Source organism: Bacillus sp. NPDC093026, from assembly GCF_044754665.1.
Classification (GTDB): domain Bacteria; phylum Bacillota; class Bacilli; order Bacillales; family Bacillaceae; genus Bacillus; species Bacillus maqinnsis.
The window spans coordinates 175,774-189,838 of sequence record NZ_JBIVPN010000003.1; the positions used below are offsets into that span (position 1 = coordinate 175,774).

15 protein-coding genes and 1 pseudogene are annotated in these 14,065 nt (G+C 40.0%); 10 read left to right on the plus strand and 6 right to left on the minus strand.

Features of this window, described 5'->3' with window-relative positions; genetic code table 11:
* Nucleotides 1-87 precede the first annotated feature (87 nt).
* On the plus strand, nucleotides 88-1,047 hold the full coding sequence (gene coaA, locus ACIQCE_RS09915; protein ID WP_400494690.1) for a type I pantothenate kinase: 960 nt from the start codon (nucleotides 88-90) through the stop codon (nucleotides 1,045-1,047).
* A 145-nt stretch (nucleotides 1,048-1,192) separates the two neighbouring features.
* On the opposite strand, the gene ACIQCE_RS09920 is transcribed toward coaA, so the two are convergent.
* The 4 genes from ACIQCE_RS09920 to ACIQCE_RS09935 form a co-directional block, all read right to left on the minus strand.
* Complete coding sequence (locus ACIQCE_RS09920; RefSeq protein WP_400494691.1) at nucleotides 1,193-2,428, minus strand: MDR family MFS transporter; 1,236 nt, start codon at nucleotides 2,426-2,428, stop codon at nucleotides 1,193-1,195.
* A 288-nt stretch (nucleotides 2,429-2,716) separates the two neighbouring features.
* The gene (locus ACIQCE_RS09925) at nucleotides 2,717-3,079 is read right to left on the minus strand and encodes a YolD-like family protein (RefSeq protein ID WP_353855336.1); all 363 of its coding nucleotides are present in this window, start codon (nucleotides 3,077-3,079) and stop codon (nucleotides 2,717-2,719) included.
* 15 nt (nucleotides 3,080-3,094) lie between these two features.
* Nucleotides 3,095-4,327: a DNA polymerase IV gene (locus ACIQCE_RS09930; RefSeq protein ID WP_353855337.1), complete on the minus strand. Its 1,233-nt coding sequence runs from the start codon at nucleotides 4,325-4,327 to the stop codon at nucleotides 3,095-3,097.
* A gap of 322 nt (nucleotides 4,328-4,649) precedes the next feature.
* Nucleotides 4,650-5,099 (minus strand): YfmQ family protein, encoded by a 450-nt coding sequence (locus tag ACIQCE_RS09935; protein WP_400494694.1) that lies wholly within the window; start codon nucleotides 5,097-5,099, stop codon nucleotides 4,650-4,652.
* 214 nt (nucleotides 5,100-5,313) lie between these two features.
* Between ACIQCE_RS09935 and ACIQCE_RS09940 the strand changes: the two genes are divergently transcribed.
* From ACIQCE_RS09940 to ACIQCE_RS09955, 4 genes and pseudogenes are all read left to right on the plus strand, one after another.
* On the plus strand, nucleotides 5,314-5,577 hold the full coding sequence (locus ACIQCE_RS09940) for a hypothetical protein (RefSeq protein ID WP_400494697.1): 264 nt from the start codon (nucleotides 5,314-5,316) through the stop codon (nucleotides 5,575-5,577).
* A gap of 225 nt (nucleotides 5,578-5,802) precedes the next feature.
* Nucleotides 5,803-6,129: an iron-sulfur cluster biosynthesis family protein gene (locus ACIQCE_RS09945; protein WP_400494699.1), complete on the plus strand. Its 327-nt coding sequence runs from the start codon at nucleotides 5,803-5,805 to the stop codon at nucleotides 6,127-6,129.
* Nucleotides 6,130-6,141: 12 nt separating this feature from the next.
* Nucleotides 6,142-6,381 carry a YqkC family protein gene (locus ACIQCE_RS09950; RefSeq protein ID WP_095408938.1) on the plus strand — a complete coding sequence of 80 codons (240 nt, stop codon included), beginning with the start codon at nucleotides 6,142-6,144 and terminating at the stop codon, nucleotides 6,379-6,381.
* Between the two features lie 302 nt (nucleotides 6,382-6,683).
* Nucleotides 6,684-7,946, plus strand: a pseudogene (locus ACIQCE_RS09955) (response regulator aspartate phosphatase).
* A 28-nt stretch (nucleotides 7,947-7,974) separates the two neighbouring features.
* Here ACIQCE_RS09955 and ACIQCE_RS09960 read toward each other — a convergent pair.
* Nucleotides 7,975-8,904 (minus strand): alpha/beta hydrolase, encoded by a 930-nt coding sequence (locus ACIQCE_RS09960; RefSeq protein WP_400494701.1) that lies wholly within the window; start codon nucleotides 8,902-8,904, stop codon nucleotides 7,975-7,977.
* Nucleotides 8,905-9,260: 356 nt separating this feature from the next.
* On the minus strand, nucleotides 9,261-10,181 hold the full coding sequence (locus ACIQCE_RS09970) for an aldo/keto reductase (protein WP_400494705.1): 921 nt from the start codon (nucleotides 10,179-10,181) through the stop codon (nucleotides 9,261-9,263).
* 167 nt (nucleotides 10,182-10,348) lie between these two features.
* Between ACIQCE_RS09970 and ACIQCE_RS09975 the strand changes: the two genes are divergently transcribed.
* The 5 genes from ACIQCE_RS09975 to ACIQCE_RS09995 all read left to right on the plus strand — a co-directional run bounded on the left by ACIQCE_RS09975 (nucleotide 10,349) and on the right by ACIQCE_RS09995 (nucleotide 14,020).
* Nucleotides 10,349-10,897: an NUDIX hydrolase gene (locus ACIQCE_RS09975; protein WP_353855342.1), complete on the plus strand. Its 549-nt coding sequence runs from the start codon at nucleotides 10,349-10,351 to the stop codon at nucleotides 10,895-10,897.
* 5 nt (nucleotides 10,898-10,902) lie between these two features.
* On the plus strand, nucleotides 10,903-12,081 hold the full coding sequence (locus tag ACIQCE_RS09980; protein WP_400494987.1) for a TIGR00375 family protein: 1,179 nt from the start codon (nucleotides 10,903-10,905) through the stop codon (nucleotides 12,079-12,081).
* A gap of 71 nt (nucleotides 12,082-12,152) precedes the next feature.
* A complete protein-coding gene (locus tag ACIQCE_RS09985) occupies nucleotides 12,153-12,341 on the plus strand; it encodes a GNAT family N-acetyltransferase (protein WP_400494707.1) in 189 nt (62 codons plus the stop codon).
* A gap of 15 nt (nucleotides 12,342-12,356) precedes the next feature.
* Nucleotides 12,357-12,515 (plus strand): GNAT family N-acetyltransferase, encoded by a 159-nt coding sequence (locus ACIQCE_RS09990; RefSeq protein WP_400494709.1) that lies wholly within the window; start codon nucleotides 12,357-12,359, stop codon nucleotides 12,513-12,515.
* Between the two features lie 374 nt (nucleotides 12,516-12,889).
* Nucleotides 12,890-14,020 (plus strand): S8 family peptidase, encoded by a 1,131-nt coding sequence (locus ACIQCE_RS09995; protein WP_400494711.1) that lies wholly within the window; start codon nucleotides 12,890-12,892, stop codon nucleotides 14,018-14,020.
* Nucleotides 14,021-14,065: the final 45 nt, after the last annotated feature.

Consider the following 14,065-nt stretch of genomic DNA (forward strand, 5'->3'; position numbering starts at 1 on the left):
TAAAATAAAGACAGCGCCTTCATTTTAAGCTACAATCGGATTATCGTTTTTTGTATATGAGTTTAGTGAAGATTGGTGGGAAAGAACTTGGGTGAAGAACGACTGAATTTTAATACACTATATACACGCCATACGAGAGAGGCTTGGGCAGCTCTTGGGGAACATATGCCGGTGTCTGTTTCAGAAGAGGAAGCAAGAGCGCTTCAAGGATTAAACGATTATTTATCGCTTGAAGAAGTTCAGGAGATTTACATACCACTTATTCGTTTTCTTACATTACATGTATTTGCAGAAAAACAAAAAAACCAGCATGTCAATGCTTTTTTGAACTATCCACATGATGCAAAAATCCCCTTTTTAATTGGGATTGCTGGAAGTGTAGCCGTTGGTAAGAGTACGACCGCACGTATTATTGAAACTCTTTTATCAAGACTTGGAGATGGGCTGAAGGTGAGTCTTGTCACAACCGATGGCTTTTTGTATCCTCAAAAAGAGCTAAGAGAGAGAGGTCTTATGGAAAAGAAGGGATTTCCGGAAAGCTATGATGTCAAAGCATTGCTCTCATTTTTAAATGAATTAAAATCGGGTAAACAAATCGTACGTGCACCGGTTTATTCTCATTTAACCTACGACCGACTCGAAGGAGTTTATGAAACAGTGGAGGATGCAGATATTGTCATCATTGAAGGGATCAATGTCCTTCAATCACCAGCGCTAGATGATTTGAAAGATGAACCTCGTGTGTTTGTATCAGATTTCTTTGATTTCTCTATTTATGTGGACGCCGCTGAAATGCAGATTCAATCTTGGTATAAAGAACGTTTTCGTTTGCTTCGAGAAACAGCCTTCCAAGACCCTGAATCATTTTTTCATCAATACAAAGATTTGACCGACGAAGAGGCTGATCAGATGGCAAGTACGATTTGGAATACAGTAAATCGTCCTAATTTATATGAAAATATTTTGCCGACAAAATATAGAGCAGATCTGATTTTAAAAAAAGGTGCTCAGCATAAGGTGGAAGAGATCGCAATACGCCGAGTATAATAAAAATACCGCTCATGTTAGAAAGGGTTTGAGCTTGTCGACAAAATCGACAAGCTTTTTTCTTTCTGTTGAGCTATTTAACCTCTCATGTTTTCGTGATTGAAAGCGAAAAAAACCCTTTACAGTCTGAAAATCGCTCATGTTTTTAATGGTCTGCACGGATGTTAACAGCAACGTTCGCCTCAGATCTTTTTCGCAGCCGGTAGTATCCGATAAGTAAGAATGGAACGCCTGCAATGGTGATGATCGAAAGGACAGAAAAAATTGAAAGGGGGTTCGCTGCCCCGAAAAAGTCAATGCACATGCCGCCAACCCATGGTCCGATGACACTGCCGAGCTGAGAAAACCCCACTGCACCAAAGTACGATCCCTTCACTTCAGGCTTTGCAATATTGTCGATAAAGAGATCCATCATGGCAAATAGCAACACTTCTCCGATGGTAAAGATCACAATGATAAAGGCAAGCGTACCGAGACTTTGTGAGAAAGCAATAGCAAACAAGCTACCTGCAATGAGAACATTTCCGGCGGTCAAAGACAAAATGGTAGAGTAACGCTTGGCGATCAAAAGGAGCGGGTATTGAACCACAATGACAACGACAGCATTTAATGATAAAAGATATCCAAACAGCTTAGGACCGTCCTCAATAAAAGGAGAAGCCGATAAATATTGAGGCAACGTCGAGCTTAGTTGTGAATAGCCGAACGAACATAAAATAATACCGATCAGGATAATGGTAAAGACTGTGTCCTTCTGGATAATGGAAAGGGCTTTTTTGATACTAATTTGTTTGATGCTTGCTGGAGTGGCAACCGGATGTTTCTTGAATTGCCATGCAAGAGTTAATCCGTACAGAAAGTAAATGAAAGCAGCAGCAAGAAACGGAATGGTGGTTTTTGATGACCCAAGATATAAGCCAAGAAGTGGACCAAAGATAACGCCAATGTTAATTGCTGTGTACCTTAAATTGAATACAAACAACCGAATGCTCGGTGGTGTGACATCTGATAAGAGTGCTTTAGAAGTTGGTTCAAAAAGTGCTCGGCAAAGTCCGTTTAGGGCGTTCATGACAAAGAATACCCAGATGGCATCTGCAAACGCAAAACCGACAAAGACAAGTGTCCAGCCGAAGATGGACATGAGCATGACTTTTTTTCTGCCAATTCGGTCGGAAATGTAGCCACCGTAAAAGCTCGCAACGATTCCAATGAGCGAGCTGACAGCAATGATGAATCCCGCAGAAGAGGCTGTTGCCCCTTTGACTTGTGTCAAATAAACGGCTAAAAATGGGATGCTCATGGATGTCGCCATTCGGCCGAATATGGTGCCGATAATGATCGTCCAGCTTAGTGGATGTAAAGTACGTAAGTTATTTTTCATCCTGTTTCTCCCCTGAGTTTGTAAGATGTTCCAATCATACATGAAAAATTGTGTAAATTAAATACACAATTTAATGTAGGAAACAAAGTCATGTGGCAAGAAATTCATAGAGAACTTCCTTAATATGATTGTACATCTTCTTTTGGTACATCCTTTTGCCGATTTTTAAGGTCACGCTGAGCATTGATTTTTCAGAAGGCTAAACAGGTGGTTTTCCACACATTGCCGTAAGCCCTGATCGAGCATTTTTTCAAGCAATCTTTCATCCATTTTGATTTTCCTTTTATTTTACAAATCAAGACAGTCTGCTCTTGATTCAATCGCTACAATTTGCTGCAAGGAAAGCTCCAGAACATCTTCATCATTCACCATTTTCACGCGCTTGGTTTCATAATGAATGGCTTTGACCCATCCCCAAAACTGCGCTTTAATGCCTGAAGATACATATGTAATGGAAATCGCTTGATCCTCGGTAATCGACTGCATCATAAGAAAATTCATGTCCTCGAGCTGATCAGCACTTAGCGGCAGGGGGACGTATTCTTTTTTCTTTCGTTTTTGAGCAAGTAGCTGTTCTCGATGCTCTGGCAGCATCATTCGGCTTGATTCCCACATGATGTTGTATCCTGGTGTTAGTTTATTGGGATTCATGGTTATTCACCTCCGCTATTTATAATGACCGCCAATTTTCTCAGCACGGTGATAAGCTTGCCCAGCGGTTGTCAGTGACGAAGCGTGCAGTAATGAAGCAGGTCCGTATTTGAAATGAATCTCATCAAATACTTTGCTTAGTTTGTCTTTTTTTAGATGATGATCAAATAAAGTCAGCTGATATTCATTGTCAGGCTTGAGTTGAGAGAGGGTGATGCCGACACGACGAATGGGCTGACCATCCCAGTGCTGCTGACACAATTGAATGGCTGCCTCTGCAATATCTACCCCGTACTGGGTGGGAGAGTGGAGTTTGATTTGTCTGTGAAATCCTGTAGGATGCGAAAAATCAGCTCCTCTTACACCGACAGAGACCGTCTGTCCAAGATAGTGCTTAAAACGTGCACGTCTTGCCACCTCTTCACTCAATTCAAGGAGTGCCACTTTGATCTCCTCAAAGGATGAATAATCATGCGGCAAGGTCATGTGATGTCCAATCGCTTTTTGCTGATCATGTGTATGAACGGTTACAGGAGAAGGATCGTGGCCTAAAGCTGTCCGCTGCAAAAGTTCTCCATTAATGCCCCAGCGTTTTTTTAACCGGTCTAATGGATAAGTGGCCAGCGTACCGATTGTGCTGATGCCCATTCGTTTTAGATGATGTTCCATTCGTTTGCCAACTCCAAATAATTTTCCGATCGGAAGCGGCCATAAATCAGCAGCGATTCGATCTGAACTGAGCTCATAAATACCTGATGTATTCTTTTTAGCAAAATGGTCACAAGCCATTTTAGCGAGTACTTTATTAGGACCGATGCCAACACGTGCATAAATGCCGGTCTGATTCATAATGGTCGTCTGTATGTTTTGAGCGATATCGCGGGGAGAGCCCAATAATGTGAGACTGCCAGTAATATCAAGAAACTGCTCATCAATTGAATAGGGCTCAACAAGGTCTGTGTATTGCTCAAGCAGTTCTGTAATCATGACAGATACATCAAGATAACGCTGCATACGGGGACGAACCACAACTGCTTCGGGACATTTCTCTTGTGCTTCCCATAATCTTGATGCATTTTGTACGCCTCGTTTCTTGGCGAGAGGGCATGCTGCAAGCACAACCCCACTTCGCCGCTTTGGATCTCCTGAGACAATGAGTGGCACATGCTCCAAGTGAGGAGCTTCTATCTTCTCTACTGATGCATAAAATGACTGCATATCGACAAGTAGAATTGCTCTTTCATTCATTGCTTTCCACCTCTAAGAACGTATGTTCGTTTTTATTGTAACCAATAGAAGGTGAAATAGATACTGGTAAATCATTCATATCTTTGAGAGCTTGATGGTGAAATGGAAAATGAAGGAGTGATACCATAAATGGTGGATGGGAAGGTATTGTGCTCACGATTGAAACGACGAAATTTTCTAATGGAAAAATAGAGTAAATATGACAGAAGCTGAATCATAAGCGATTTCGTTTATGATTCAGCTTTTTTCTGTACTTTTGATAGTAGAAGGAACTCAAAAGACGAAGTGTCTCACACTTCGTCTACGCAAATTAAATGTAATCTCAGGTATGTGCCATGGTGTGGAAGGTTTGAAGCGGTTCAGAGCGCAAACGGTAAGCTGTGAGTTTTTTCTTTGGCTTATGGGTATACTGCCGAACCACATCCACATGGTCATCGTAATGAAACAAATAAAGGGTCACATCCTGCTTGCCAAGCTTCGTTTGCATTATAAGCGGTGTCGGCCCGTCATTCGGTTGCAGAAAACGCTTTTCATCTCCAGGATAAATATAGTAGCGTTCAATAAAGATCGCTTCATTAAAATGTCGAATAATTTCAGATTTTTGTTGATCGCCTATCGGGCGACCTTGAAAAGTTATGTTTGTTTGATCACCTGTTACTTTTGCATGCACCGCAAAACGACTGAGCAGGCGTTCAACAACACCAGAAGGCAGCGAGGTGACAAGCAGCTTCAAAAGACTAAACACAACAAGCGAACTAACGACCCAAACCAATATCATCATCTCCAATAAACACATTTCTAACCCTTTCCATACGAACCATCTTACCATACGAAAGAGTGAAACTTTTGCACAAAAAGTGAACTTTTTGAAATAAGTGTGAAGATTTGAAAGGAGATGGCGGCTGAAAGAACAGAGATCCCTCAAACTTTAAACTTAGGGGGCTTTCAGTCTGTCTTTACAAATAATTGATCGGACAGGTAGACTATTGAAACAATCGCTTTTTTGTGAAAAAAAAAAGAGCGGTAAAGCCAAAAATGAAAAGGAGCGAAGTCATCAGATACGTCAAGTGAAGCCATCAGATTTTTACGCTGTCACATCTGTCATTCAAAGCTGGTGGAGAGGCAGAGATTTGCGTGAAAAACTGCCAAAGCGATTTTTTGAACATTTTCAGCAAACAAGTTTTGTCGTCGTTGAAAAAGGAACTGATCGGCTTTTTAGTCGTTTTTCTATCACAATCTCATTCAGATGAAGATTCACTTTGTTGGAGTACATCCAGACCACCGCAAACTAAAGATCGACAAAATCCTCTATCAAGTGTTTTATGAAGCTACTAAAAAGGAAGGAGGAACAACGATAAAGGCTGTAACAGCGCCGAGCAATAAAGTCTGATCGAGAATTGGCATAGTTCATGAGAATGTTTAATTGATGATTGATATGTTACAATATAATAATCAACGAAAAAAGGATGTTCGTCATGTATATTCAAATAACAGAGTCGGCAGCATCATTTATAGAAAAACGACAAGCAGAACATGAAACAAACGAACTGCTTCTTCGCTATGATTCAGATGGATGCGGCTGTGCGGTAAGCGGTGTACCAATGATTTGGCTCACAAGTGAAAGAACAGGTGAGTGGGAAGAGCTCAAGCATAATCAATCATTTAAGCTGTATATACACACAGCACAAAAGGTATTTTTTGATGATAAAATGACGATTGATTTTAATGAAAAAGCCAATACACTCATGTTGAAAAGTCCTCAACAAATACTCAGCCCGAGAATGGGTATACTTGTAAAGTAAGGTGGAAATGTAGTGGATCAAAAGCTAAAAGTGATACAAAATACGGCACAGAATAAAACGTGGGTGTCGTTTTTAAATAACAATCATCCCTATAGCCTTTTGCACTGGTCAATAGGTGGAATGGATTCAGTCAAAAAGGATGTTTGGCTCCTTCAAGATGAAGTCACATTTGAAACGGAAGAATTTCCAACGCTCGAATTAGCAGTAAATTGGATTAAAGAGAATATGGAACAAGTGACAGATGTTTTATAAAAGCCCTTTATTGAAAAGGGTTTTTTCGTACGCTTATGATCTCATCAAACAAGAAGACTGTCTAATTTGAAAAATGATCTTATTAAACGACAAAAAACTGTTTTCATATGACATTTTGACAAAATGAAAAGATAGTAATGAAACGAATAGAGGCTGTAAATGCCGAAAAATAGGCAATGGAAACGTTTATTGCGGGATACCGAAAACTTTGCAAAAAATGACTTTTCATATTTTTCCATTCGAGGAAATATGATAGAATACAACATGTATCGTCGTATATGAGGAGGGAGGTGCTAAATGAATTGAAGCTCAAGCTGTCATCGCCTCAGGTTGGAATCAAAATTAACGAATGGTATAGGCAGATTTGTGGATTTCATGTCATGAAAGCAGAGAGGTTGAAGGCCGAAATCGAGCAGGAAATTCTTGAGATGGAACAGGATCAAAACCTGTTACTGTTTTACCAGCTAATGGATTTTCGCCATAAGGTCATGCTTGAATATTTTGAACCGGCAAAAAAAGCCTCGAATGATGAAGAAATTAAGAAGCTTCTAGAAATGATACAAAATTCGCAAACGAAATTAACGGATATGCTTGAATACTATGTTCATTTTTTCAGAGGAATGTTTGAATTTGAACAAAGAAATTATTTGAGTGCCATTGCTTATTACCGTTCAGCAGAAAAAAAGCTCAATCTGATATCAGATGATATAGAGAGAGCGGAATTTTATTTTAAATTAGCAGAAATATACTACCACATGAAACAAACCCACTTTTCGATGCACTATGCTTTGCAAGCGTTAGATACGTATTCGGCCTACAGGACGTACACGCTAAGAATCATCCATTGTGAATTTGTCATTGGTGCAAACTATGATGATTTGAAATGTTATGATCATGCATTGCCCTACTTTAAAAATGCTCTTAAGCGAGCACGCTCAATTGGAAATCCCCGAGTAATAGGTTCGGCCCTTTTCAACTTAGGTAACTGCTATTACCAAATGAATGACCTTGTTACGGCAAGTCGTTATCTGAAGTATTCTCTTGAAGTGTTTGAAAAGGAGAATTTAACCCACCTGAATCGCTCTTTAGACCCATTATTTATGCTGACACAAATCCTGTTTAAACAAAAACAAAAAGAAGAGTCGTTAACCCTCTATCAAAAAGGTATGATGAAAGCCTGTGAATTAGAAGATGAAATATACATCTGTAAATTCCAGTTTTTAAAAGCATTATACGTTGATACAGAAATAAAGATCATAGACGATACATTAGACCTGTTGGAGGACAAGCGTTTATACCCTGATATTGAAGAATTGGCCCTTGATGCTGCTCATTATTATAATGAGCTTGGACAGTTCGAAGCATCTACTCGTTTTTACGAAAGGAAAATTCAAGCAATCTCAAAAATTCAAAATGGAGGTCATTTATATGAAAATGAGTTTGATAGTTCTTTTATTGGCAGCAACTGCAGGATTGTCGGTCATGAGTCAGCAGCAATCTGAAGAGAGTCACATGGAGCTGGCGGGCAGACATCATACAACAGTAGTGACTATCGTATAAGTTAGTCAAGTGAAAGAGGGGACGAACAAAGGTTCAAACTCCTCTTTCATTTTTATTGAATACAAACTTCTTAAGAAATGTCTGAACCTCTTGCTCATAAGCTTCCTTATTTTCGCTATAAGACATCGCATGCGCACCGTGTGGCGCAATAAATAACTGTTTATCTCCTTTTTTATGTGCATATAGCTTTTGGCTCTGTTCACAGGGGATATAGTCGTCATGGCGGCTATGAATGAACAGAACAGGTTCTTTCACTTGATCAATGACATCAAGCGGGGCTACTTGCCGAATGCGGTACCCGTCTCGCCATTTTAACACGTAATCACTTAGCGGGAGAATCCAATTGCCTGATAGGCGAAAGTCCATCTTTAACCTATAAATCAACTGCTCTTCAAGAGAAGCAAAAGGACAGTCAGCAATGTAAAAATTTGCGTTTGCTTCGGGCTTTGCAGCGTATAACAAGGTAGTGACTGCACCCATTGATTCACCATGTATGCCAATCGTGGCATCAGATCCAAGCCTTTTTCTCAGCCACTCAATGACCTGCGCCAAATCTTCTTTTTCATAATACCCATAACTTGTGGTTTTTCCTCCACTCATTCCATGCCTTCTGTGATCATAAAGCAGCACATTCCAGCCGAGTTTTTGAAATAATGTCATATATTTGACTGAATTGATTAGGCTGACTGTGACGCCGTGACAAAGCACGATTGTACGTTTTGTATGTAGAAACGGGACAAAGTAGCCATGAAGATCATAACCAAAGGATGAGGGGATACAAACTTTTTCTTTTTTTAGCTGATTAAACTCATGGTGTTGATAATGTCCTTCATCTGTCTCGCGCTTGACTAACTCTTCATCCGTTAATTTACGAATATACATCAATTTATTGGTGAAGAAAATGCCTATTGCGACAAAAGGGAATGGTAATAAGGCGAGTGCTACAATCCATTTCTCCTTCAAGCTAATTCTTCCTTTCTATCGATTTTCCTATAAAGATCATACCACATATTGGGAAGGTGTCGTGCTCTTAGTCAGCGAATGAAACGGATGATACACTAGGGCAAAAAGAGAGAGACAGACATGAAAAAGACAAACCAAGATCAAGCAAAACGAAAGGACGGCATAAATGAAGATCTAAAACATAAACTCCTTCAAATGAAATAAGAGCTTGCAAGAGAAACTGAAAAAGAGAAGGAAAAAAGAGTCAAGATATGCTTCGTCAGCAGAGAGAAAAAATAAAAGCTTTTCGCAGCTATTAGACGAAAGCAATGTAGATTGGAAAAAGAGAGCACATGAGTGATCTCTTTTTACGTTGTTTACAAGCGGTGAGTGTCATATATAGTCTGCTTTGTGTAGTATTTTAATGCTTTTAATTCTTGATCACTTAAAGAACGTGCATTTGCCGCTGCAACATTTTCTTTTAGCTGCTTAAGAGAACTAGCACCGAATACAACGGAGCTTACGGCAGAATGCTTTAAGAGATATTGGATCGAAAGCTCAGTCAGTGTTAGGTCATAAGCGACGCATTTTAAAGAAGGGATGAGCTGCTCGAGTTCTTCAAATGAGTACGCAAGATAGCCATTTTTTTGAATGGATGCACTGGCGTGAGCAAGTGGTTTTTCAGTTAAAAGCCCTTTCGCAAGAGGACCTCTCGCGACAACACTAATGCTTTGTTCTTCAAGGAGAGAGAGCCATTCTTCTGGACGGCGGTCTAGTAAGCTAAATTGCATCATGACACTGACAATGTTCGATTTTTTAGCATATTCTTTAATGACGTTTGGACGTATGGAAGATATGCCGTAATACCGAATCACCCCTTCTTCCACTAATTCTTCAAAAGCTTCGATTGTTTCGTCAATTGGGTCTTGGATGGTACCGCCATGCAATTGATATAAATCAATATAATCTGTCTGAAGTCGCTTGAGGCTCTGTTTTACGGCCTCTTTTATGTACGCTTTTGAAGGATCCCAATCCCAACCCGGCTTTCCTTTTTCAAAGCGGTTTCCAACTTTTGTCGCCAAAATAAGATCTTGTCGTCTATTCTTAATGGCTTCACCGACGATTTCCTCATTTGTTCCAAAGTCATATAAATCTGCTGTATCCAGATAATTAATTCCGAGATCAATGGCTTCATCCAATAGAGAGAATGCTTTTTCTTTCTCAGTACCAAGGGACATACATCCTAGTGCAGCCTCACTTACAAGTAAATCAGAGGTGCCAATTCGCCTTTTTTTCAATTCAATCACACTCCTATCCTTTCACATTAAAATAAAAAAATGAGGAATTCAAGCCAGTTGATTTCAAATGGCGCATTGAAGCGGTCTTTCGTTCTTCGTTTCTCATCATTCATATATGTTAAAATGAATGAAGCAATAAGTGAAAGTAGAACGAGGAGTTGACAAATTTGAAAGACTTTGAAGAGAAAACATTAACATCTAAAGCATTATACAACGGGAAAATCATTGATTTGATTATTGAAGATGTTGAATTACCAAACGGTAAACAAGCTAAACGAGAAATCATTAAACATCCGGGTGCCGTAGCGGTCATTGCACGTACGGAAGAAAATAAGATCATTTTGGTCAAGCAATATCGTAAAGCATTAGAACGAGCGATTGTTGAAATCCCCGCTGGAAAATTAGAACAAGGTGAAGAGCCAAAACATACAGCACGAAGAGAATTAGAAGAAGAAACAGGATACACGACTCAGCATCTCAAAAAACTAACCGCTTTTTACACATCCCCTGGATTTGCGGATGAGCTTGTTCACATTTATTTGGCTGATCAATTAGTTCCGCTTGAAGAAAAAAGAGAACTTGATGAAGATGAATTTGTAGAAGTCATGGAGGTTTCTTTAGAAGAAGCATTGCACCTCATTGAAAAACAGCATATTTATGATGCAAAAACAGCTTATGCCATCCAGTATTTGCAACTTCAAGAGGTACTTGAGTGAACAAAATGAAGGAGTTTTTTGCAGACATCCATATTCACATTGGCAGGACGAGAACAGGCAGGGCTGTCAAAATTACAGGTGCAAGGTCGTTAACCATTGATCAAATTTTAAAAGAGGCGTCACAAAGTAAGGGGATGGGAATGATTGGTGTGATTGATGCGCAATCTCCCGAAGTTCTAGAAGAATTAAAAGATGGTGTCAAGGAAGGGCGATATTCCGAACTGGATGATGGAGGTCTATCATTTGGACAAACGGTTTTATTGCTGGGCAGTGAACTAGAAATCAATGATGGATATTCAAATGGCCCAATTCATGTGCTTGCATTTATGCCAACATTAATAAAAATGTCTGAATTCTCAGCATGGCTAGCACTTCACATGAAGAATGTTCATTTGAGTTCACAGCGTCTATATGTTGATGGCAGAACACTTCAGCGTAAGGTAAAGGAGCTGGGAGGTTTATTTATCCCTGCACATATTTTCACTCCTCATAAAAGTTTATATGGTAAAGGGGTAAAAGCTTCTTTAACCGAAGTGTTTGATCCGAACTTCATTGATGCTGTTGAGCTTGGACTCAGTTGTGATACGTCCATGGCTTCCCAGCTCAGTGAACTGAATCGCTATCCCTTTTTAACAAATTCAGATGCGCATTCCTTAGGGAAAATCGCACGAGAATATACAAAAATTTTAATGGATCATGCTTCCTTTAGAGAATTTGCATTAGCCCTTCAAGGGAAAGATGGTCGAAAAATTACGGGTAATTATGGACTTGCCCCTCAGCTCGGGAAATATTATCATACGACCTGTGAAAAGTGCGGGGTGAGACCAAATGAGTATGACCATGTATGTCAGACGTGCGGGCATACCCGTTTTATAAAAGGGGTGAGTGAGCGTTTAAAGGAGCTTGCTGATCAGGAATGTGACAAAGGAAAACGGCCGCCTTATGTCCATCAGCTTCCGCTTCAATTTATTCCGGGTGTTGGTGCAAAAACTTTAGAAAAGCTGAAAACAGTATTTCAAACGGAAATGAATATTCTACATCAAGCAACTGAAAAAGAACTGAAAAATGTACTGCCGGAAAAAACAGCTAATTACATCATAAAAGCAAGAAAGGGAGAAGTTGGACTGATCGCTGGCGGAGGCGGAGTCTATGGCAAGGTGGATATCAACCATGAAGCAACTTAAATGGACGTGTCAAACATTTATCAAAAAACGACCTTTATCACCTATTAATGGAAAGGGTCCACGTATTTGTCGTGGAACAAACATGTCCTTATCCAGAAATAGATGATCGTGACCAAAAAGCTCTTCATTTAATAGCAAAAGAGAACGGCAGCATTGTTGCCTATTGCCGAATTTTTCAAAGTGGAATCGTGTATCAGGAAGCTTCTATCGGTCGTGTGCTTGTCACACAAGCGCACCGGAAGAAAGGCTATGGGAGATGACTACTTGGAGCTGCTTTGGAAAAGCTCAGCGAATTAGAAGAAAAAAGAGTGAAAATACAGGCGCAAGCCTATTTGAAGTCGTTTTACGAATCTTTTGGTTTTGAAGCCGTTTCAGACTGTTATAATGAAGATGGTATCCCGCATCTTGATATGGTAAAGAAAAAGGAAGGATAGGCGTGTGTGTACGTCTATCTTTTTTTTGTGATGATAATAACAAAAAAAGGAATCTGCCAAATGGGAAAAACAAAAAAACGCAAGCATGTCCTAAAACAGTACAATTGAAAGGCAGAACAGCCAAGAGGAATTGCGCAGAATTTTAGTACCCAAAAAGAAAATGAAAACAAGAAGCCATACCAAATGACATAACATGAAGGTAAGAGTGTGTATGATCCATGACCAAGATGATCATAAGCCTTTTTATTTTGCTTTTTTGTGACAACTATATCAAAAGATTGGTAAAATTTTAAAAAATAGGACAAACGGTCGTTTCTTTTTGAATAAAGGTGTAGTTAAATAGCAAAAAAGCAATGAAAGGGAGAGTGCGTATTGTGAAAGTAAAGTCATTTGGCGCAGGGCTTTGTATGGCAAGTATAATGCTGGTATCAATCACATTTGGCATAGCTGACATATCTGCAAAGGAGCAAGCAAAAAAAGAGTATATGATCGGCTTTTCTTCTTCCGTTCAAGATCGAGTACAAAAACAGCTTGTGCAAGAAGCTGGTGGACATGTGAAAGAATCAATAGAACAAATAGATATGATGAAAGTTTCATTGAATGAGACTTCGAAAGAAAAGCTGAAACAAGCAAAAGAAGTTACATTTATTGAAGAGGACCAAAAGGCGAAAACAAGTGGCCAAACCGTCCCTTACGGCATAAAGAGCATCAAAGCACAAAAGGTACATAAACGGGGATACGCTGGACAGAACGTCAAAGTAGCGGTACTGGATAGTGGCATTGATGGCAAGCACGAAGATGTAAACGTAGCAGGCGGTATCAGCTTTGTCCCAACTGAGTCTGACCCGCTGGTTGATTTTCACGAGCATGGAACGCATGTGGCAGGTATCATTGCAGCATTAGATAATAAAATTGGAGTCGTAGGTGTAGCGCCAAAAGCTTCTCTTTATGCAGTAAAGGTAGCAGACCAAAACGGTGATGGCTACTATAGCTGGATTATTAAAGGAATTGAATGGGCCATTGAGAATCACATGGATGTCTTGAATATTAGTATGGGGGGCGCAAGTGAATCAGGGGCGCTGGAGGAAGCCGTAGATAGGGCGTATGACAAAGGGCTTCTCATTGTGGCCTCCGCTGGGAATGCGGGTAGTTACGGTTCATTAAATACCATTGACTATCCTGCCAAATACAGCTCGGTTGTTGCTGTAGCATCTGTTGATCAAAGAAGGCAAAGAGCGTTTGACTCCTCTGTTGGAGAAGAAATCGAGGTATCAGCACCGGGCGTTTCGACGTTAAGCACAATTCCTAACAACGAATATGGCTATAAGAGCGGAACGTCAATGGCTTCACCACATGTAGCGGGAGCAGCCGCTGTCATTCTATCAAAACACCCAAACCTGACAAACAAAGAAGTGCGTGAAAGACTCTCGCAAACAGCGACAAAACTTGGGGAGCCATTTTATTATGGAGCAGGGCTTGTGAACTTACAAAAAGCTGCACGATAAAAATAAAAGAGAAAGCAAGTCTGTCTGCTGTTGTCTCTTTTTTCT